Source organism: Pseudomonas sp. NPDC089918 (assembly GCF_050280605.1).
Taxonomy (GTDB): Bacteria; Pseudomonadota; Gammaproteobacteria; order Pseudomonadales; family Pseudomonadaceae; genus Aquipseudomonas.
In genome coordinates this window covers 43819-64152 of the sequence record NZ_JBNNVP010000003.1, presented here as the reverse complement: position 1 = coordinate 64152, position 20334 = coordinate 43819, and the positions used below count along the sequence as shown (strand labels likewise).

Here is a 20334-nt window from a genome sequence, read left to right as displayed (position 1 = left end):
GATAACAAATGAATTAAAGAAACAGGTCGACCTGGAAGTAGATCGGCGCCTCGCGCTCGGTGAGCACGGAGGGGCGTTCCAGCGAGTGTGCGAACGTCACGCGAGTGGCGAGGTACTTGCCACGGGCGAAGAGTTCCAGAGAGTTGCTGGACATTCGGCCATGCACTTCGCTGTTGTATCGGTCATTGCTGATCACGCCTTGGTCATAGCCGACACTGGTGCCGTACTCGCTCAGTGCCGGGCGCAACCAATCGACAGTCACCGGGCGGGTCCAGCGCAGCTCGTTGCGCCAGTAGCCGCCGCTGTCCCCGGATAAAAACTGGTCTTTATAGCCACGCACCGATGAGCTGCCACCCAGGCTGATGCGTTGCGGGCTGAACAACACATCTTCACTGCGCTGGCCTGTGGCGAGGCTGCTGAACGTGAAGGACTCGCCCAGCCAGTTGAACGGCAACAGGTAACTGGCCGTGGCGGTGTACTTTCGATAGCGAGCGTTGGCGGTAAGATTGCCGGCATCATCACGACGCTGGTCGTTGCCTTGTGCATCCAGCGCGCCGATGCCCTGCTGCATGCCCAGGTCCAGGTTGACGAACGACTGGCCAATACGCCGGCCGTGGTTGATACCCAACTGGGCTTCGGTAATACGCTGGCTGCTGTTATCCAGGCGGCTATCTTCGATGTAGTTGTTAGTGCGCAGATGGGCGAAGCCGGCATTGATCGAGGTTTTGCTCACCGCATCGCGATGGACGAGGCGCTCGGCGCGAAATTGATGATTCTCGCTGTCGCCGCTCTGGCTGAAGTTGAAACCATTGCCTTGGGCCTGGGAGCGGTATTCGCTCTGGCTGTAGGTATAACTGAAGTTCCACCAACCCCAAGGCACGTTGTAATAGAGCATGGCGTTTTTCGAGGTTTTCTGGTGATCGCTCAACGCGTCATGGCCACCGCGCAACATCAACTGGTCGGCCAGCCCCAGCGGGCTGTCCCACTCAAAGCCTGCGCCCCACTGCTGTTCACCGGTGCTTTTCTGACCGTCGTTGTTACGCGACAGGCTGGCACGCCAAGGCTTTTGCGGGGTGTTCTTGACCAGCACGTTACTGCCGCCGACCTGAACGCCGGGGGTCAGTTCCATTTGCGCCTGGTTGGAGGGCAAGCGGTTCAACTGATCTACCAGTTGTTCTATTTCACGAAGATTGAGCAGTTCGCCCGTTTTACCGGGGAAGGTCATGGACAGTTCCCGATCGGAAATATGGCTGTCGTCAGCGCCCTTCAAACCTTCGAGTTTGCCCTCGACTACAAACACACTTAAGTGGCCGCTGGAGAGGTCTTGCTGCGGCAAGTAGGCGCGGCTGGTGATCATGCCCTTGCCGATGTAATGGTCGGTGATGACCTTGAGCAATTCGTTGAGTTGCGAGACGCCCAGGCATTGACCGATATAAGGCTTGAGCAAGCGCTCGCGGTCGGCAGCGGACAGACTGTCGGCGCCCTTGAGTTCGATGTCTTTGATAGGAAAGCAACGTGTATCCACCGGGGCGGCCGGTGTTGCGGGCAATGTTGGCTTGCCCGGCAGTTCCTTGAGTTCTTCCAGTCGACGCTGCTGTTCTTCAATCAGGCGGTTCTGGCGATCGCGGATCAGGTCCTGGTCGCCCGGCGTTGGCAGGCTGGCACCATCGGCGCTGCTCTGTGTACCCAAGCCAAGCAATAGCGCGCACAGCACCGGCCACATCCGTGGGGAGATAAGCATAACGCTCCATGTCATAAGTGCTGAGGGCGTACATTGATGCCCGCAGGAGAAGGGTCGTGGTCACCCTGAAATTGATGTCAGAAATACTGGCTAAATGACGCCAGCCATCACGGACGGTAAACAGACCCCACACATTTTGAAAAATTCAGCCGACAAGGAAATTAATATCAAATGTGTCAGACCAACTGAACCACGCGGCGGGCTCGATACAGCAGCGAGAGGCTTGCCCCCGTTGGGTTGCGGCCAGCAGGGTTTCGTTATCGACCTCGGGGTCGACGTGGAAAAGAGTGTCGTTTAAACAATGCTTGTTTAGTGGCCTGAGCGTTGTAGTGACTGTACTGGCCTCTTCGCGAGCAAGCCCGCTCCCACAGGGGATCTTCGGTGAACACACTATCTGTGTACGCCTGAGATCAAATGTGGGAGCGGGCTTGCCCGCGATGAGGCCCGAAAAAACACCCTCTAACTTTCGGTCAATCCACCAATCGCGCCGCAAGAGACTTGGCCTGGCTCGCCACGTCGGTCACTGCCGTGCTCTCCCACCACATGCCGCGCAGCGGCGGGCCCATGGCGAACAAACGGTTGGCGACCTGCCCATCGGCGCTTAATACCGCGCCGTCATCCGCGGCGGCAATGCCCAACGCCAATGGCCCCGGCCGCACCAACCCGCACGCCAATAGCTGCTGCGGCAATGGCCGCGCCACCCGCCGCCAGTCGTATTCGATGCCGCTGGAATTGATCAGTGCCGCGCCGTGCACCACGCAGGTTTCGGCCTCGCCACGGCGACGGATGCGGATACTCACCCCACCGCTCAACGAAGGCTCCAACCCTTTGAACGATGCAGCATGAATCCGCAACCGCCCTTCCCCGTGCAGCCGCGCCACCAACTCGGCACTCAACGGCGGAGAGCGATGGTGATGGCTCTCCCACCACGGCCGCACATGGCGCACGAATTGCTGGCGTTGCACGTCCGTCGCCTGGTTCCACAACCGCCCGATGTGCGCCCGCACTGTGTCGAGTGGCGCTTGCCAGTCGATGCCTTGGGCGATGGCGTCGCGGCAATGCCGACGCAGTTCGCGCATCAGCTGACGCGGTGTGCGAATGCTGTGATCCTCGGCCAAAAAATCCGCCCAGGCCGGCGGCTGCCTACGGACGTGAGGCAGCAGACCATGACGGGAAAACACTTCGATCGGCCCGCGATGCCCGGCCTGCTCCAGCGACACCACGGCATCGACCATGGTCAACCCGGAACCGATGATCAGCACCGTGGATTGTGGATCGAGCTGCCGCATGGAAGCCACATCCCACGGGTCGAGGGCGGCGGCGTTCAGGCCGCTGGATTCGGTCTGCGGCGTGCGTGCGGCGGGGAACATACCGGTGGCCAGTACCGCATAGGCGCCTTGCAAGCATTGCCCATCACTCAAGGTCAATTGCACTGAATCGTCCCGGGTTTGCAGGTCCACCACTTCGGCACGCACATGTTCGACGGTCGAACCGTCGTGCTTACCCACTGCTTGCGCTTCGGCCAGACGCTGCTGCACATAGACCCCAAACAGCCCACGCGGCGGGAACAATTCACTGACTGGCACATGTTGCTGATCCGACTCCGGCCATCCACCCGTCGCGATGTGTTTGGTGAGCCATTGGGTCAAATCATCAGCGTTGTCGGGATCGACACTCATGCGCGCCGCGTTGCCGTTAAGCGTATGCCCCAGTTCGACCGCGCTATAGGCCTCGCCCCGACCGAGTTCGGCGCGGGGCTCGATCACCAACGCCTGACGCTTGCCCGGCAAACGCAACAACTGCGCCGCCAGCATCGTGCCGCTCAGGCCACCACCGATGATCAGGATATCCGCGTGGCGGATGGGTTTGGTCGCCTGTCCGCTTGGGGTGTCAGTCATGCCGTTCTCACTGGTCAATGTTTACCTGAATAGACATCGGGCATATCGCCCCATGCAGTCACTCATCGGCGCTGCCGGACAGCCCAGCGTAGAAGAAAACACATCAACTAAAAAATGCAAGATGTTCCACTGTTGCCCCGCCAACAGCCTGGCCTGTCTCAACAACGCATCGATACGCCCAAATCGAGCACTTCGCTTTTATGGAATGGATCGTCGACCCAATACCGCAGCTGCATTCCCCCCACCCACAGACTGTTAATAAATGCGCAAGCAGGAATCAAGAATGATGCTCGTCCCTCTTGAAGTGGAATCACTAATCTATTGGAAGTGTTGCCAACCTTGTATTCAAGGGTCACCTGCGTGCCCGGATAGACGTTCCGGTTCAATTCAATATCGACCCGGGCACCGGCAATGACATCTTCGAGAAAGACATTGTCGCCGTAGGCCACTGGTAGTACGGGTGCAGGTAAAAGCTCTGACGGCTTTTTGTGATTAATAGACATGTCTGAATCCGATTTTAAGGAGTGGGCCGCCATTCGCCGGCGCACTCATCATTGTTGGATCCGAAGCACATCGTCTACTGTGAGAAGCAACAGGTATATACGTGTTTTACGCGACAAAATCGGCACCGATCAAATCACCACATTACGCACAAAGCGCGCCGCCACGTCCCCCTCGTTGCGATAGGAATGCGGCTGATTACTGGCAAACATAAAGAACTCACCCGCCGCGATTTTCTGCGGCTCGTTGCCGAGCATCAGGGTCAGGCAGCCTTCAAACACATAAATCTGTTCGCTATAGCCATCGGCATCCGGTTCCGAGGGGTAATGCTCGCCTGGCTCAAGGCGCCATTCCCAGAGTTCCACTTCACGAGTGGCGGTAGCTTTGGCCAGCAACACCGCTTTACTGCCTGGGATCGTGCCGGCCCAGGCCAGTTCATTGATGCGGCTCGGGTCGCGGGCTTCAGGGGCCTGGATCAAATCGCTGAAGGCTACGTCCAGCGCTTCGGCCACGCGGTCGAGGGTGGTCAGGCTGACGTTCTTCTCGCCGGCCTCGATGGCCACCAGCATGCGGCGACTGACACCGGATTTTTCGGCCAGGGCAGTCTGGCTCATGTCGGCGGCGTGGCGCAGACGTCGGACGTTTTGGCTGACGTGCTGGAGGACCGACGCCCGTTGGGTGGAATCTTTGTGCACTATATTGCTCACTTGATGGTGTTGCGCAGTATACTGCCCAACTTCCGGCGCATTGTGCGTCTCCCTCAGGTAGCACGCAAGGCCATGACGTCGGTGAACTCCTCCCCAGCTTCCTCCCGTTTCTCACGGTTCAGCAAAGCTGAATGCGTGTTGGTGCTGATCACTATGGTCTGGGGCGGCACCTTTTTGCTGGTGCAGCATGCAATGACCGTCAGCGGGCCGATGTTTTTCGTAGGCCTGCGTTTTGCCGCGGCAGCGATTATCGTTGCCCTGTTCTCCTGGCGTCATCTGCGCGAACTGACCCTGTTCGAACTCAAGGCCGGGGCGTTTATCGGCGTGGCGATCATGCTCGGGTATGGCTTGCAGACCGTGGGCTTGCAGAGCATTCCCAGCAGTCAGTCGGCGTTTATTACCGCGCTGTATGTGCCGTTCGTGCCGTTGCTGCAATGGCTGGTGCTGGGGCGGCGTCCGGGGTTGATGCCGAGCATCGGGATCATGCTGGCCTTTACCGGGTTGATGTTGCTGTCGGGGCCGTCCGGCGCTTCGTTCAATTTCAGCCCCGGTGAAATCGCCACATTGATCAGTGCCGTGGCGATTGCAGCGGAGATCATTCTGATCAGCACCTATGCCGGTCAGGTCGACGTGCGCCGGGTGACGGTGGTGCAGCTGGCGGTGACTTCGGTGCTGGCGTTTCTGATGGTGGTGCCGACTCAGGAAGTGATTCCGGGGTTCTCGTGGTTGCTGTTGTGCAGCGCATTGGGCCTGGGCGCGGCGAGTGCGGCGATTCAGGTGGCGATGAACTGGGCGCAGAAGAGTGTTTCGCCGACTCGGGCGACGTTGATTTATGCCGGAGAGCCGGTGTGGGCCGGGATTGTCGGGCGGATCGCCGGGGAGCGGTTACCGGCGATTGCGTTGGTGGGCGCGGGGTTGATTGTCGCTGCGGTGATTGTCAGTGAGTTGAAGACCAAGGGTAAGGTGGTTCTTGAGGTTGAGGACGATCTGGATCGCGAAGCCGAGCACTGATCGTTCCCATGCTCTGCGTGGGAATGCAGCCCGGGACGCTCCGCGTCCCAAGAGCGGACGCAGAGCGTCCATTGAAGCATTCCCACGCGGGAGCGTGGGAACGATCGATAGCGATCTGAAACAATGATAAACACGAATTTGCCGTTTACTTTGTAGGATTCTGCGACAGCTTGGCGTTTGGTGATCGGGGAGCTGGCACGTATGATGCTTCCCAAACTTCCGCAGATTAGAAGCCTATGTCTCTGATAGTTCTACTGCTTCTGCCTTTTATCGGCAGTTGTCTGGCAGCCTTGCTGCCGCACAACGCGCGTAATACCGAATCGCTGTTGGCTGGCCTGGTTGCCCTGATCGGCACCGTCCAGGTCGCGCTCTTGTACCCGCAAATCGCCGATGGCGGCGTGATCCGCGAAGAGTTCTTCTGGCTGCCCAGCCTGGGCCTGAACTTCGTTCTGCGCATGGATGGTTTCGCCTGGCTGTTCTCGATGCTGGTGCTGGGCATCGGCACGCTGGTTTCGCTATACGCCCGCTACTACATGTCGCCGGACGATCCGGTGCCGCGTTTCTTCGCGTTTTTCCTGGCGTTCATGGGCGCCATGCTGGGGTTGGTGATCTCCGGCAACCTGATCCAGATCGTATTTTTCTGGGAGCTGACCAGCCTCTTTTCATTCCTGTTGATCGGCTACTGGCACCATCGCGCCGATGCGCGACGTGGCGCCTATATGGCGTTGATGGTCACCGGTGCCGGTGGTTTGTGTTTGCTGGCGGGGGTCATGCTGCTTGGCCATGTGGTGGGCAGCTATGACCTGGACAAGGTCCTGGCCGCCGGCGATCTGATTCGCGCACATGCCCTCTACCCTATTCTGCTTCCCCTGATCCTGATCGGCGCCTTGAGCAAAAGTGCGCAATTCCCCTTCCACTTCTGGCTGCCCCACGCCATGGCGGCGCCGACACCGGTCTCCGCGTATCTGCACTCGGCGACCATGGTCAAGGCCGGGGTCTTCCTGCTCGCACGCCTGTGGCCGTCGCTGTCCGGCAGTGAAGAATGGTTCTACATTGTCGGCGGGGCTGGCGCTTGTACGTTGTTGCTCGGTGCTTACTGCGCGATGTTCCAGAACGACCTCAAGGGCCTGCTGGCCTACTCGACCATCAGTCACCTGGGCCTGATCACTTTGCTGCTGGGGCTGAACAGTCCGCTGGCCGCCGTCGCCGCGGTGTTCCACATTCTCAACCACGCCACGTTCAAGGCCTCGCTGTTCATGGCCGCCGGGATCATCGACCACGAAAGCGGCACCCGGGATATTCGCAAACTCAGCGGCCTGATCAAACTGATCCCGTTCACCGCCACCCTGGCCATGGTCGCCAGTGCCTCCATGGCCGGCGTGCCGCTGCTCAACGGTTTCCTGTCCAAAGAGATGTTCTTCGCCGAAACCGTGTTCATCAACGCGACGGCCTGGATCGAGATGACCCTGCCGATCGTCGCGACCATCGCCGGGACGTTCAGCGTGGCTTACTCCCTGCGCTTCACCGTTGATGTGTTTTTCGGCCCGACCGCCACCGACCTGCCGCACACCCCGCACGAGCCGCCACGCTGGATGCGCGCGCCGGTGGAATTGCTGGTGTTTACCTGTCTGGTGGTGGGGATCTTCCCCGCTCAAGTGATCGGCCCGTTGCTCGCGGCGGCGGCATTGCCGGTGGTGGGCGGTACGCTGCCTGAGTACAGCCTGGCGATCTGGCACGGCTGGAACGCGCCGATGATCATGAGCCTGATCGCCATGTCCTGCGGCATCATCCTCTATCTGCTGTTGCGCAATCAGCTCAAGCGCGGGCGTTTCTCGCACCCGCCGGTGATCAGCCACTTCAATGGCAAGCGCCTGTTCGAGCGCAGCCTGGTGATCATGATGCGCCTGGCCCGTCGCCTGGAGCGGCGGGTCAGCACCCGGCGCCTGCAGACCCAACTGTTTCTGGTGGTGCTCGCCGCGGTGCTGGCCGGGTTGATCCCGATGCTGCACAGCAGCCTGAGCTGGGGCGACCGTCCGAAGATTCCGGGCTCGATCGTGTTCGTGATCCTCTGGCTGCTGGCGATTGCCTGTGCCCTTGGCGCAGCGTGGCAAGCCAAGTATCACCGGCTCGCGGCCCTGACCATGGTCAGCGTCTGCGGCCTGATGACCTGCGTGACCTTCGTCTGGTTCTCGGCGCCGGACCTGGCGCTGACGCAACTGGTGGTCGAAGTGGTGACCACAGTGCTGATCCTGCTGGGCCTGCGCTGGTTGCCGCGACGGATCGAAGAGGTGTCGCCGTTGCCGAGCAGCCTGCGCAAGGCACGCATCCGCCGTATCCGCGACTTGCTGCTGTCGATCGCGGTCGGTGGCGGCATGGCGTTGCTGTCCTACGCGATGCTGACCCGCCAGACGCCCAACGACATTTCCTCGTTCTACCTCAGTCGCGCCCTGCCTGAAGGCGGCGGCAGCAACGTGGTCAACGTGATGCTGGTGGACTTCCGTGGCTTCGACACCCTCGGCGAAATCACCGTGCTGGTGGCCGTTGCCCTGGCCGTGTTCGCCCTGCTGCGACGCTTCCGCCCGCCGAAAGAAAGCCTGCAGCTGCCGGCCCAACAGCGCTTGCTGGCGCCCGACGTGGTCACCGACCTGGTCAACCCGCGTCACGCCAGCGACACCGCGCTCGGTTTCATGATGGTGCCAGCGGTGCTGGTGCGTCTGCTGCTGCCGATTGCGTTTGTGGTGTCGGTCTACCTGTTCATGCGCGGGCACAATCAACCGGGTGGCGGTTTCGTCGCCGGGCTGGTGATGTCGGTGGCGTTCATCCTGCAATACATGGTCGCCGGCACCCAGTGGGTCGAGGCGCAAATGAGCCTGCGGCCGCTGCGCTGGATGGGCACCGGGCTGCTGTTCGCCACGGTCACCGGCCTCGGGGCGATGGTGGCCGGGTATCCATTCCTTACCACTCACACCTGGCATTTCGCATTGCCGCTGCTCGGCGAGATTCACATCGCCAGCGCACTGTTCTTCGACATCGGTGTGTACGCCGTGGTGGTCGGTTCGACCCTGTTGATCCTGACCGCCCTCGCCCACCAATCGGTACGCGGTCATAAAACCAGCGCGCAACCCAAGCCCATGGCCAAAGCGGCTGCCACGCAAGGAGCCATCTGATGGAAGAAGTCATCGCAATCGCCATCGGTGTGCTGGCCGCGTCCGGCGTGTGGCTGGTGCTGCGACCACGGACGTTCCAGGTGGTCATGGGCCTGTGCCTGCTGTCCTACGGCGTCAACCTGTTCATCTTCAGCATGGGCAGCCTGTTCATCGGCAAGGAGCCGAACATCAAGGATGGCGTGCCTCAGGATTTGCTGCACTACACCGATCCGCTGCCGCAAGCGTTGGTGCTGACCGCGATCGTCATCAGCTTCGCCATGACCGCGCTGTTCCTGGTGGTGCTGCTCGCCTCCCGGGGCCTGACCGGCACCGACCATGTGGATGGCCGGGAGCCTAAAGAATGAATCCAATGGCGCACCTGATCGCAGCCCCCATTCTGCTACCGCTGCTGACCGCCGCGGTGATGCTGATGCTGGGCGAGAAACACCGCCCGTTAAAGGCCAAAATCAATCTGTTCTCCAGCCTGCTGGGGCTGGGCATTGCCGTGATGCTGCTGCAATGGACGCAAACCACCGGCGTGCCGGGCTCCATCGGTGTGTACCTGCCGGGCAACTGGCAGGTGCCGTTCGGTATTGTGCTGGTGGTCGATCGTCTGTCGGCGCTGATGCTGGTGCTGACCGGGATCATCGGCGTCAGTGCCCTGCTGTTCGCCATGGCCCGCTGGGACGGCGCCGGCTCGAGTTTCCACGCGCTGTTCCAGATTCAGTTGATGGGCCTGTATGGCGCCTTCCTGACGGCAGACCTGTTCAACCTGTTCGTGTTTTTCGAAGTGCTGCTGGCCGCCTCTTACGGGCTGATGCTGCACGGTTCGGGCCGGGCGCGGGTGTCGTCGGGGCTGCATTACATTTCTATCAACCTGCTGGCCTCGTCACTGTTCCTGATTGGCGCGGCGCTGATCTACGGCGTTACTGGCACGCTGAACATGGCCGACCTCGCGCTGAAAATCCCGCTGGTGCCGGAAGCCGATCGCGGCTTGCTGCACGCCGGCGCGGCGATTCTGGCGGTGGCGTTCCTGGCCAAGGCCGGGATGTGGCCGCTGAACTTCTGGCTGGTGCCGGCCTACTCCGCGGCCAGCGCACCCGTGGCGGCGATGTTCGCGATCATGACCAAGGTCGGCGTCTACACTTTGCTGCGCCTGTGGACGCTGCTGTTCTCCGGGCAGGCCGGTGCATCCGCTTACTTCGGTGGCGACTGGCTGATCTACGGCGGCATGGCGACCATCGTTTGCGCCGCCGTGGCGATCCTCGCCGCGCAACGCCTGGAGCGCATGGCCAGCCTGAGCATTCTGGTGTCAGCAGGCATTCTGTTGTCGGCCATCGGTTTCGCCCAGCCGAACCTGATCGGCGCGGCGCTGTTCTATCTGGTCAGCTCGACCCTGGCCTTGAGCGCGCTGTTCCTGCTGGCCGAATTGATCGAGCGCTCGCGTTCGGCCAATGAAATGCCACTGTTCGATGATGGCGAGCTGCTGCCACGGCCCCTCGAATCCTTGCAGCCGCCCAAAGGCTTCAACCTTGATGACGAACAGAAAGCAGTGGTCGGACAAGTGATTCCCTGGACCATGGCTTTCCTCGGTTTGAGCTTCATCGCCTGCGCCCTGCTGATCATCGGCATGCCTCCGCTTTCCGGGTTTATCGGCAAACTCAGTCTGCTCAGCGCCCTGCTCAATCCGCTGGGTCTGGGTAATGGCAGCGACGAACCGGTGTCGAACCGCGCGTGGGGGCTGCTCGCCCTGTTGATCTTGTCCGGTCTGGCCTCGCTGATCGCTTTCTCGCGTTTGGGCATCCAGCGTTTCTGGACCCCGCAAGAGCGGCCGTCGCCCTTGCTGCGGCGCCTGGAATGCGTGCCAATCGTCGTTCTGCTGGGGCTGAGCATTGCGCTGACGTTCAAGGCCGAACCGCTGCTGCGCTACACCCAAGCGGCGGCCGTTGCATTGAACAACCCTCAGCAATACGTGATGGCGGTGCTCGAAACCCGTGTAATTCCAAGCCCGCAAGCCAAGACAGCGCTGCTGGAGGTGCAACCATGAAGCGCCTGTTTCCTGCACCTTGGTTGTCGTTGGCGCTGTGGCTGCTGTGGCTGGTTTTGAACCTGTCGATGAGCCCCGGCAATCTACTGCTGGGCGCCATGCTGGGGTTCTGCGCGCCGTTGATGATGCGCAAACTGCGGCCGCTGCCGATCCGCATTCGTCGGCCAGGGGTGATCCTGCGTTTGTTCTTGCTGGTCGGGCGCGACGTGATCGTGTCCAACCTCGCCGTGGCCTGGGGCGTGCTCAACGCGGGCCGTCGTGCGCCCCGCTCGCGGTTCATCAAGGTGCCGCTGGATTTGCGCGATGCCAACGGCCTCGCGGCGCTATCGATGATCTGCACGGTGGTGCCCGGCACGGTCTGGTCGGAACTGGCGCTGGATCGCAGCATTCTGTTGCTGCACGTCTTCGATCTGGATGACGAAAACCAATTCATCCAGCACTTCAAGACGACCTACGAGCGCCCCTTGATGGAGATCTTCGAATGAGCGCATTGCTGTCGAACGCGATCCTGCTGAGCCTGTTCATCTTCTCGATGGCGATGATTCTGACCCTGATCCGGCTGTTCCAGGGCCCGTCGGCCCAGGATCGGGTTCTGGCCCTGGATTACCTGTACATCATCGCCATGCTGATGATGCTTGCGTTGGGTATTCGTTATGCCAGTGACACTTATTTCGAGGCGGCGCTACTGATCGCCCTGTTCGGCTTCGTCGGCTCGTTCGCCCTGGCCAAATTCCTGCTGCGTGGCGAGGTGATCGAATGAGGCCCGAATTGTCTCTGTGGGTGGAAATTGCGGTGGCGATTCTGCTGGTGCTGAGCAGCCTGTTTACGCTGATCGGTGCGGTCGGGCTGCTGCGGATGAAGGACTATTTCCAGCGCATGCACCCACCGGCGCTGGCCTCGACTTTAGGCGCATGGTGCGTGGCGCTGGCTTCGATCATTTACTTTTCGGCGCTCAAGTCGGCGCCGGTGCTGCATGCCTGGCTGATTCCGGTTCTGCTGTCGATCACCGTGCCGGTGACCACGCTGCTGCTGGCCCGGGCGGCGTTGTTTCGCAAGCGCATGGCGGGGGATGATGTGCCGGCTGAGGTGAGTAGTCGGCGCACGGAAACCGGAAGCTAGTTCAAGGATTTGTGTTGATTGGCAGGGCCTCTTCGCGAGCAAGCCCGCTCCCACATTTGGATCTGTGTCGTGCACATCATTTGTGTTCACTGAACATCCAATGTAGGAGCTGCCGAAGGCTGCGATCTTTTGATCTTGCTTGTACCGAGTCAGATCCAGGCCACTGCCAGCAATCCAGCCCCCAACACCACACACAACGGCGAATACGCCCATGTGTCGAGCCGGGCAAACTTCGAATCCTTGACCTGCTTGAAGAACCCCACCAAATTCGAATCGCCGATCGCCCGGGCGAACATCAGCATCGCGATCGCGCTGATCACCCATTGCAGCGACCAGTGATGCACCGTGGGCAGATACAATCCGACCCGCAGGCACACCAGCATCGCGATCAGCAGTAAGCCCACCGCCACCAGCAACGTGGCAAAGCCCGACGGCTTGAACGCCGGCCTTGATGCCTCACCGCCCTCCCCGGGCACGCGCGGCACCGCCGCCTCGCTGCCCCACTTGCCACCCGCCGCCCAATACAGGTGGACCAGGCTGATCAATAAAAAGATTGCAGCAATCCATTGCGCGACCAAAAGACTCATATTCAGGCATCCGGTGTGAAATGTTGCAGCAGGATGAACTTCCTTACGCGTTTTTGTAAGGGTATTCGTCATTGACGGAGTTCCCCTTGTGGGAGCGGACTTGCTCGCGAAGACGGCGGCACATCCAACCTGGAGGTGACTGACGAACCGCTTTCGCGAGCAAGCCCGCTCCCACACTGGATTCTCGTCGACCAGGAATACCGGGATCAATCCAGTCCTCTGCCCCCTCTATTTCAGGGCGGCAGAAACTTTATCCGCCACATCCTTCGGCACCCAGGCCTGCCATACGTCCGGGTGCGCCTTCATGAAAGCCTCTGCCGCTTGACGTGGCGGGGTGTGTTTTTCGCTCATGTCAGCCAGGGCCTTGTTCAACGCTTCGATCGGTAAATCGACCTTGGTGAAGAACTCGGTAATCTGCGGGTATTGTTTTTGAAATGGCGTGGACACGCCGATGGACAGCTTGGAGGGCAGCGAGCGCGTCGGTTTCGGATTGGGGTTGTCCGCGTCGGTCAGGGTTTTCCAGGCGTCGGCGTCGAACGGTGGCTCTTGCAACTGAATCAGCTTGAAGCGACCGAGCAACGGTGTCGGCGACCAGTAATAGAACAGGACTGGCTTGCCGCGACGAATCGACGAGCTGATCTCTGCATCCAGTGCCGCCCCGGAACCACTGCGAAAATTCACGTAACTGTCGTCCAGCCCATACGCCTTGAGCTTCTGCTTGTTGACCACTTCCGACGTCCAGCCGATCGGGCTGTTGAGAAAACGCCCCTTGCCCGGGGTTTCCGGGTCTTTGAACACGTCTTTGTAGCGTGGCAGATCACTGATACTGCGCAGATCCGGCGCCATCGGCTTGATGCCCTTGGCCGGGTCGCCCTTGATCACATACTCCGGCACCCACCAGCCCTCGGTAGCACCTTTGACCGTATCGCCCAGGGCCGCGACTTTGCCCTCGGCCTCAGCCTTGACCCAGACCGGACTGCGACCGGCCCATTCCTCGCCAATAACCTGAATGTCATTGTTGGCCAGCGCGGTCTCCAGGGTAATGGTCGTCCCCGGCAAGGTGTCGGTCGGCAAGCCATAGCCCTTCTCGACGATGATCCGCAGGATATCGGTGATCAGGCTGCCGCTTTCCCAGTTCAGGTCGGCGAAATGAATCGGCGCCTGGGCAGCGAACACCGGAACGGGTGAAGCCAATAAACCGAACGTGGCCAGGGTAGCGGCCAGCAACCGTCGAAATCCCCTCATGCTTTTGCACCTCGCGCTGTTCACAGCAATAGCAGGATGGCCTGACAAAGAAGACCGCAAGCCTCTGGATACTCAGTCAATTGACTGTAGTAGAGGTTCCTGCTTTCGAGGGGACTGGATTACTTTTCACAAGGTTCCTGCAAGCGCGCAAGCTCTCTTCTGACCATGCTGGCGTACGCCGCCGGACGCAACAGGTAGATCTGTGACGCCACCCAATTCAGCCAGCCCCCCTGCAGAACGGCCTTTTGAGCCAACAGGCGCTGCGCCTCGGCGTGGGCACTGGCCTGGTTCTGCTCGTGGAAATCGGCGCGGGTCAGGGTCATTACTCGCTGGCCTTGAAGGTCACCAGTTCGCCCTTGCGCCACTTGGCGGCCTTGGCGGTCACCGCTTTCAGGGTTTTGGTCAGGCCTTCCTGCAATTGTTGATGGGCCGCAAACACCATCACCACGCTATGACCTTCCTTGAACACAATGCCGTGGCCGTCTGCAGTGGTCACGAACGCGTAATCCCCCAGCCCGTACACCGTCAGTTTGATTTCGCGGAACTTGATGTCCAGCTTGCCGCCTTCGCGACTGGGCAATACGGAGGCGCTGAAATGATCGCCGACCTTGAGTTTAAGCCCTGGCTTGTCATCCACCACCAGCGCTGCTTCGGTGTCGAGCTCGGCAATGTAAATGCCTTCAGCGTTCTGTTCGGTGATGTAGACGAAACGTGACTGGAACTGTTTAACCAGCTTTGCGCGCAAATCACCCAGTACGAACAAAGCATGCATATCGAGATTACTTACTGCCAAGGAAACATCCCCACATCTGAAAATGACGCCATACGCCGGAAACGCGCACAGCAGAAAAAAGCGGCAATGCCGAGGTGTAGCCAAATGACCCGGGTCGAATCCTGGAATGAGCAGAGGGCCCATTCATCGCGAGGTTTGAGAAGATTACTGGAACATCCCTCACGTCGTCCTGCCTGGCGGTCGTCAGATGTTGAAGGAAAACGTCCTTCTGACGGCCAGAAAAAACCGGATTACCAACTTTAGGGAAAATTCTCTTTAAAAAAAGCACTTTTCCGACATATCGCCAGTAAAAAATTGCTTTAGATGGGCATCAATCGCCAACCATCGATGGCGATTCTAGAGCAGCCATGCTCACCGAGACTACCCATAACACCGTACACACGTCGGTAAAACCACGAAAAGGACTTCATATGTGCACACTGACTCACTTTGCCCAGCCTCACATCCGACACACAAATGGCTCGTCATCTCTGCATTCGATGGTGTTCCACGAGCAGGATTTCCTGCCTGAAGAGCGTCTGCTCCCACGTTTTCAGGTGGTATTGGCCGGCAACGCCTTTTTCCACATCAGGGAAATATCCACCGGACGTGTAAGAGGTTTCCGCGGCAATCATAACGATGCCTGCGCCCTTGCCCGTTTACTCGAGGCACGCAGTTGAGGCACCTGCAGCGCTCACTTCTATAGACGTTTCGTCACACCGGTGACTTAACTCAGCCGCCGGCAGGCAACTACTGCCATACTGCCCGACCAATGAAACCCGCCCCCAGGGCGGACGGCGTTCAACACAACAACTATTTCCAAGGGAAGACTGCTACGTGACGGAATTTGATATCGGTGAATTTTTTATCCGGGGCGAAGCCAGAGAGGTCGAAGGCGAATTCCAGGCAGTCATTATCATGCGCGCCAAACCGCCGTTGACCACTGTGACGTCTCATCAGGTCGAAAAGGATCGCTGGTTCAAGACCGCGGATGTCGCGGCCGTTGCCGCCCAGGATGCCGCCAAGGCGCTGAAGCTTGCCGTCGATGAAGGTGCATTGAAAGCCTGATCACCGGATTTGCAGTCTATGCTCATCCCTGCTTTTGAATATCGCTATCGAACTCCTGAAGCGCGGTTCTCTCAGCTGCAATGAAGCCGCACCTCGGATCTCGCACTCGACGCGACGAATTATCTGCAAGGAGATGAAGATGGACTCACCCACACATGATTTGAAAGGCCTGTTCGACCAGCTCGGTCTGGACTCCAGCGAAAAGGCCATCGACGATTTCATTGCCAGTCATTCCCCCTTGGCCGATGACAAGAAACTCATCGACGCCGAGTTCTGGACCCCGCAGCAAGCCGGCTTCCTCAAAGAACAACTGCGTGAAGACGCCGATTGGGCGCATGTGGTCGACGATCTGAACCTGCGCATGCACCAGATCCACTAGCCTGGGTTCAATGCAGGCTGTCGGGCATTTCGGCACTCAATTGCGCCAACCAGGCAGCCCTGCACTCTTCAGCCTCATTGCGACTGGAGAACGCCGTCCCCCGGCGCTCACCGTTGAGCAGCACGACCCAACAGACGCTCTGCCCCATCGCACGCAAACTGGCGGGCACACCGCTGCCAATCATGACCGCGACATCGACTTTACTGTGCATGCTGCCCTCTCGAATTTCATTAGCGACCTAACTATGTAGGCATGTTAATGAGTTCATCCGCGAGGAAACAGCAACGGCCCTGCACAGCTTCGTTGCAGAACCGGTAACAATGGCCGGGACTCTCAGCGAGGACTTTGCGGCTTGTAACCCAGGCGCAAACCACCCCAATGCCGGCCCTTGAGCATGATCGGCACCGACAGGTCGTGCATCAGTTCACCGGTATCGCGTGTGTAAGTCTGCAACAACACGGCCTGTTGATGGCTGCCACAGCGGATCCCGGTGCGGTCGGCGAATTTGCGCTTGGTGCGGTTGTGCAGGGTATCGACCTGTACGTCACCGGTCAGCGGCTGGCTGAACACGGTGTTATGGGTCGGCACATAACCCTGCTGCGTGCAGGCGATGGCGAACACCAGGCCTTCATGGCGCGGCAGCAACGGTTCCTGAATCGCCGGCAATACCTGATCGGTGTAGCGGTCGAAACGGGTCTGGTATTTGGCCGGGCTGGTGTTGGGGATCGTCTGGTAACTGCGATCAAACAGGTCATCGAGGCTGATCCGGCCCTGATCGATATCCGCTTCAAAGCGTGCAGCAATCTGACTCGCCCCTTCGCGGGCCAGGTCGTAAATCCGCTGGTGATAGTCATCCAGCCCGACTTCGGCCAGGCGTTCGCTGATGGTTTCGGCCTGCCCTTCCATTTGCACCGCTGCCAGGGCAAGCCGCTGGGTCTGCTGGTCGCTGATCGCCAGATCACTGCGCATCTGTTCGATGGCGTGGAACAGACTGTCGAGTTGTTCGCGGTTGGTGTCTGCGCCCTGAGCGATTTCCCCGACCTGCCTTTCGACCCCGGCGGCCAGGCGCGCGATGTTTTCCAGGTGCTGCCCGGTGTGCTCGACTTGCGCAACACCGGTATTCAGATCGCTCGCCAGTTGACGAATCTGTTCCACCACTTGCGCGGTGCGCTGCTGAATGTCGGCGACCATTTCCCCGACTTCACCGGTCGCCGTCGCCGTGCGCGCGGCCAGCCCCCGCACCTCATCGGCGACCACCGCAAAGCCGCGACCGTGCTCGCCGGCCCGCGCCGCTTCGATGGCCGCGTTCAGCGCCAACAAATTGGTCTGGCTGGCGATGGACTGAATCACCAGCGTGACCCGCTGGATATCGTCGCTGCGCAGGCTCAGCGCTTCGATCAGCTCGCGACTGCTGCTGGCACGCTCACTGAGTTGATGCATGCGCGCAATGGACTCGACCAGTTCCGTGCGCCCTGCCGCGCTGCTCTGATGAGCTTCGCTGGCCGCGCCCAAGGCTTCCCGACTGAGTTTCGACGTAGCGTGCTCGGTGGCGATCATCACTTCAGCGCTGCTGACAATCTGCGCCGCGGCGTTGAGCTGCGATTGCAGCTTGTCTGCCAGCTGCTTGACCGAATAGGCCACGCCGGCAGCCGACAAGGCGTTATGACTGGTGGTGTAGGAGAGATCGCGAGTCAACCCGGCGATGGCGCTGGAGCTGTCCGCAGCAGTCGCCTCAGGGAGAGTGCGCGAGCGCAGGCGCGGCAGCCAGATAATCAGCACGGCCAATGGCAGGCCAAGGTAAAGCGACCAGCCAGCCAATGCCATGCCGCACAGCAATAGCATCAGGGCGATGCTTTGCAGGGTCGGCGTCAGCCAAAGGTTTTTCGGCAAAAGTGCTGGTGCAGGCATTGCCCCAACCAGAGATCCGTCCCTCGTCATCTTCGTCACCCCACACGTCTTCTAGTTGTTGTAATCGCATTAAACGCCACTACAAAGCCATTATCTATGGTCCGTTAGTAGTGGGGGTTGCAGCAGATCAACAGAAGTGAGTGAGATTTTTCGCAGACGTCGAAAAGCAAAGATCGCAGCCTTCGGCAGCTCCTACAGAGGTTCGCATAAACCTGTAGGGGCTGCCGAAGGCTGCGATCTTTTCAAGGCAACCCACCTTCAATGGGTTGCCTCATTGAATCAAGCCTGACGCTGGTGCTTGTCGATCTGCTCGTGACGCTCTTGAGCTTCGATGCAGTACTTGGTGGTCGGGCTGATCAGCAGGCGTTTCAGGCCGATGGCCTCGCCGCTGTCGTCGCACCAGCCAAAGCTGTCTTCCTTGATGCGTTCCAGGGCTTGTTCCAACTGAGGCAGCATGCGCTGGTCGCGATCGATCGCGTTCACCAGCCAGGTGCGCTCTTCTTCGACGGAAGCCGCGTCAGCCGGATCGGCCGGGGTGTCCAGGCTCTCGATGGCGATGCGATTCTGCTCGATGCGCTCATGGGTTTCGACTTTCATGTTCTGCAACAGCTCAGAGAAAAAAGCATGTTGCTCGGCATTCATGTAGTCATCCGCCGGCATGGCCAGCAACTTGTCCTTTGTCATTGATATCTCTATAAAAAAACGTGCATTAAGGCGAATTAGGGAGCGATCCGTTGAACCTGGAGCGTTCATTGGAAAGGCGCCGTTTATTCCAAGCGCCACCCGGCACTCAATTTACGAGGGGCGGCAGTCTAAGGCCGACTTGAGGCCTCAGCAACTGAAAAGACAGCAAATCTGTCCGACAAAGCCCTGAAAGTGCGCTACAGCTGGCTTTGAGGCGCTTAATCGGAGTGCGTTTATAGCAAGAAATTCACTCAAGCGGCTGTATATAGAAGACAAACGGCTGCGCCACGCGGGTCAGGCGTGGCGCATTTTCGCGTTTAGTCCGGCTTAGCGCTTGAGTTTGCGCTTGTTGCGGTACTGGTCGATGACCACCGCCACCACAATAATCAGCCCCTTGATGATGTCTTGAATATAAGCATCAACCCCGACAAAGGTAAAGCCGCTGGCCATGACCCCGAGGATCAACGCGCCAATCACGGTGCCGGTGATCCGCCCTACACCACCGGCCAGGCTGGTGCCGCCAATGACCGCCGCGGCAATCGCGTCCAGTTCATAAGACATGCCCATCCCGGCCTGCCCGGTCGCGGCCCGCGCCGACGCCACCACCCCGGCCAGGCCTGCAAGCAACCCGGCGATGCTGTAGACGATCACCAGATGCCGCTTGACGTTGATCCCGGAGGTGCGCGCCGCCTGCATGTTGCCGCCGATGGCGTAGGTGTACTTGCCGTACTTGGTGTAGCGCAGGGCGATGTGAAAGATCACCGCCACCACCAGAAAGATGATCACCGGCATCGCGCCGTGTCCGATGGCCGTGTAGGAATCCGAGAGCATGCTCACCGGCTGACCTTCGGTGTAGTAGCGCGCCAGGCCCCGGGCCGAGACCATCATGCCGAGGGTGGCAATGAACGGCGGAATCCCGGTGATCGCAATGATGCTGCCGTTGATCGCGCCTGCCAGCAATCCCACCCCGAGCCCGACGATCACTGGAATCCACACCGGCAAGTCAGTCAGGGACGGAAACACCGCCCGGGCAAAGTCCGAGGTCTGGGCCAGGCTGGCGGCAATCATCGCCGACAGCGCCAGCACCGAACCGGAGGACAGGTCGATACCGGTGGTGATGATGACCTGGGTCACCCCGATCGCCAGCAGGCCGATGATCGACACTTGCAGGATCATCAGCACCAGACGCTGAGAGTTCATCAGGAAGCTCTGGTCCCGCACGATCCAGCCGAACATTTCGAAGACCAGGCCGATACCGATCAGCACCAGGAAGATACTCAACTCGGTCGGAAAGCGTCGGCGACTCTTGACCGGTACCGCTGCAGGCTTGTTTTCCAGTATCGCGTTCATAACCACTCACCCTTCAAAATGAAATCCGTGTGGCGAGGGAGCTTGCTTGTGGCGAGGGAGCTTGCTCCCGTTGGACTGCGCAGCAGTCCCATTCTTTTAGGGCCGCTTCGCAGCCCAGCGGGAGCAAGCTCCCTCGCCACACAATCCCCTTTCACCCTTGAACTGTGCTCA

Annotated in this window: 22 protein-coding genes; 10 read left to right on the top strand and 12 right to left on the bottom strand. The window is 59.8% G+C overall.

Going from position 1 to position 20334, the window contains the following annotated elements; all coding sequences use genetic code 11:
• Window positions 1-13: 13 nt before the first annotated feature.
• The 4 genes from ACQKPC_RS03050 to ACQKPC_RS03035 all read right to left on the bottom strand — a co-directional run bounded on the left by ACQKPC_RS03050 (window position 14) and on the right by ACQKPC_RS03035 (window position 4835).
• Window positions 14-1723: a ShlB/FhaC/HecB family hemolysin secretion/activation protein gene (locus ACQKPC_RS03050; RefSeq protein WP_427623213.1), complete on the bottom strand. Its 1710-nt coding sequence runs from the start codon at window positions 1721-1723 to the stop codon at window positions 14-16.
• 488 nt (window positions 1724-2211) lie between these two features.
• On the bottom strand, window positions 2212-3639 hold the full coding sequence (locus tag ACQKPC_RS03045) for an FAD/NAD(P)-binding protein (RefSeq protein WP_427623059.1): 1428 nt from the start codon (window positions 3637-3639) through the stop codon (window positions 2212-2214).
• 158 nt (window positions 3640-3797) lie between these two features.
• Entirely contained in the window at window positions 3798-4142 is a 345-nt protein-coding gene (locus ACQKPC_RS03040) for a hypothetical protein (RefSeq protein ID WP_427623058.1), read from the bottom strand.
• Between the two features lie 129 nt (window positions 4143-4271).
• Window positions 4272-4835 (bottom strand): helix-turn-helix domain-containing protein, encoded by a 564-nt coding sequence (locus ACQKPC_RS03035; protein WP_427623057.1) that lies wholly within the window; start codon window positions 4833-4835, stop codon window positions 4272-4274.
• A gap of 15 nt (window positions 4836-4850) precedes the next feature.
• Between ACQKPC_RS03035 and ACQKPC_RS03030 the strand changes: the two genes are divergently transcribed.
• The 7 genes from ACQKPC_RS03030 (at window position 4851) to ACQKPC_RS03000 (ending at window position 12170) form a co-directional block, all read left to right on the top strand.
• Window positions 4851-5858 carry a DMT family transporter gene (locus tag ACQKPC_RS03030; RefSeq protein ID WP_192343198.1) on the top strand — a complete coding sequence of 336 codons (1008 nt, stop codon included), beginning with the start codon at window positions 4851-4853 and terminating at the stop codon, window positions 5856-5858.
• Between the two features lie 236 nt (window positions 5859-6094).
• Window positions 6095-9025, top strand: coding sequence for a monovalent cation/H+ antiporter subunit A (locus ACQKPC_RS03025; RefSeq protein WP_427623056.1), 2931 nt, complete (start codon window positions 6095-6097; stop codon window positions 9023-9025).
• Window positions 9025-9369, top strand: a complete 345-nt coding sequence (locus tag ACQKPC_RS03020; RefSeq protein WP_008029186.1) for a Na+/H+ antiporter subunit C — start codon at window positions 9025-9027, stop codon at window positions 9367-9369. Before ACQKPC_RS03025 ends, ACQKPC_RS03020 begins: the two co-directional genes overlap by 1 nt.
• Window positions 9366-11051: a monovalent cation/H+ antiporter subunit D gene (locus tag ACQKPC_RS03015; protein WP_427623055.1), complete on the top strand. Its 1686-nt coding sequence runs from the start codon at window positions 9366-9368 to the stop codon at window positions 11049-11051. Before ACQKPC_RS03020 ends, ACQKPC_RS03015 begins: the two co-directional genes overlap by 4 nt.
• The gene (locus ACQKPC_RS03010; RefSeq protein WP_123722258.1) at window positions 11048-11536 is read left to right on the top strand and encodes a Na+/H+ antiporter subunit E; all 489 of its coding nucleotides are present in this window, start codon (window positions 11048-11050) and stop codon (window positions 11534-11536) included. The genes ACQKPC_RS03015 and ACQKPC_RS03010 overlap by 4 nt, the downstream gene beginning before the upstream one ends.
• Window positions 11533-11811, top strand: a complete 279-nt coding sequence (locus ACQKPC_RS03005) for a K+/H+ antiporter subunit F (protein ID WP_123494180.1) — start codon at window positions 11533-11535, stop codon at window positions 11809-11811. The genes ACQKPC_RS03010 and ACQKPC_RS03005 overlap by 4 nt, the downstream gene beginning before the upstream one ends.
• A complete protein-coding gene (locus tag ACQKPC_RS03000; RefSeq protein WP_123360814.1) occupies window positions 11808-12170 on the top strand; it encodes a Na+/H+ antiporter subunit G in 363 nt (120 codons plus the stop codon). Before ACQKPC_RS03005 ends, ACQKPC_RS03000 begins: the two co-directional genes overlap by 4 nt.
• A 149-nt stretch (window positions 12171-12319) precedes the next feature.
• On the opposite strand, the gene ACQKPC_RS02995 is transcribed toward ACQKPC_RS03000, so the two are convergent.
• From ACQKPC_RS02995 to ACQKPC_RS02980, 4 genes are all read right to left on the bottom strand, one after another.
• Window positions 12320-12757: a DUF3995 domain-containing protein gene (locus ACQKPC_RS02995; protein WP_427623212.1), complete on the bottom strand. Its 438-nt coding sequence runs from the start codon at window positions 12755-12757 to the stop codon at window positions 12320-12322.
• Window positions 12758-12985: 228 nt separating this feature from the next.
• On the bottom strand, window positions 12986-14002 hold the full coding sequence (locus ACQKPC_RS02990) for an ABC transporter substrate-binding protein (RefSeq protein ID WP_123494174.1): 1017 nt from the start codon (window positions 14000-14002) through the stop codon (window positions 12986-12988).
• 119 nt (window positions 14003-14121) lie between these two features.
• Window positions 14122-14325: a hypothetical protein gene (locus tag ACQKPC_RS02985; protein ID WP_008012114.1), complete on the bottom strand. Its 204-nt coding sequence runs from the start codon at window positions 14323-14325 to the stop codon at window positions 14122-14124.
• Entirely contained in the window at window positions 14325-14795 is a 471-nt protein-coding gene (locus ACQKPC_RS02980) for a hypothetical protein (protein ID WP_008067697.1), read from the bottom strand. Before ACQKPC_RS02980 ends, ACQKPC_RS02985 begins: the two co-directional genes overlap by 1 nt.
• Before the next feature lie 410 nt (window positions 14796-15205).
• Here ACQKPC_RS02980 and ACQKPC_RS02975 point away from each other — a divergent pair, with 410 nt between their 5' ends.
• From ACQKPC_RS02975 to ACQKPC_RS02965, 3 genes are all read left to right on the top strand, one after another.
• A complete protein-coding gene (locus tag ACQKPC_RS02975; RefSeq protein ID WP_123494172.1) occupies window positions 15206-15454 on the top strand; it encodes a hypothetical protein in 249 nt (82 codons plus the stop codon).
• Window positions 15455-15611: 157 nt separating this feature from the next.
• The gene (locus tag ACQKPC_RS02970; protein WP_008067701.1) at window positions 15612-15842 is read left to right on the top strand and encodes a hypothetical protein; all 231 of its coding nucleotides are present in this window, start codon (window positions 15612-15614) and stop codon (window positions 15840-15842) included.
• A 139-nt stretch (window positions 15843-15981) separates the two neighbouring features.
• Window positions 15982-16221, top strand: a complete 240-nt coding sequence (locus tag ACQKPC_RS02965; RefSeq protein ID WP_063343278.1) for a DUF2789 domain-containing protein — start codon at window positions 15982-15984, stop codon at window positions 16219-16221.
• A 7-nt stretch (window positions 16222-16228) separates the two neighbouring features.
• On the opposite strand, the gene ACQKPC_RS02960 is transcribed toward ACQKPC_RS02965, so the two are convergent.
• The 4 genes from ACQKPC_RS02960 to ACQKPC_RS02945 all read right to left on the bottom strand — a co-directional run bounded on the left by ACQKPC_RS02960 (window position 16229) and on the right by ACQKPC_RS02945 (window position 20163).
• Window positions 16229-16432: a hypothetical protein gene (locus ACQKPC_RS02960; RefSeq protein WP_008067703.1), complete on the bottom strand. Its 204-nt coding sequence runs from the start codon at window positions 16430-16432 to the stop codon at window positions 16229-16231.
• A 122-nt stretch (window positions 16433-16554) separates the two neighbouring features.
• On the bottom strand, window positions 16555-17778 hold the full coding sequence (locus ACQKPC_RS02955; protein ID WP_427623211.1) for a methyl-accepting chemotaxis protein: 1224 nt from the start codon (window positions 17776-17778) through the stop codon (window positions 16555-16557).
• Between the two features lie 630 nt (window positions 17779-18408).
• A complete protein-coding gene (locus tag ACQKPC_RS02950) occupies window positions 18409-18813 on the bottom strand; it encodes a TraR/DksA family transcriptional regulator (protein WP_007907888.1) in 405 nt (134 codons plus the stop codon).
• Window positions 18814-19140: 327 nt separating this feature from the next.
• A complete protein-coding gene (locus ACQKPC_RS02945) occupies window positions 19141-20163 on the bottom strand; it encodes an ABC transporter permease (protein ID WP_007907889.1) in 1023 nt (340 codons plus the stop codon).
• Window positions 20164-20334 lie beyond the last annotated feature (171 nt).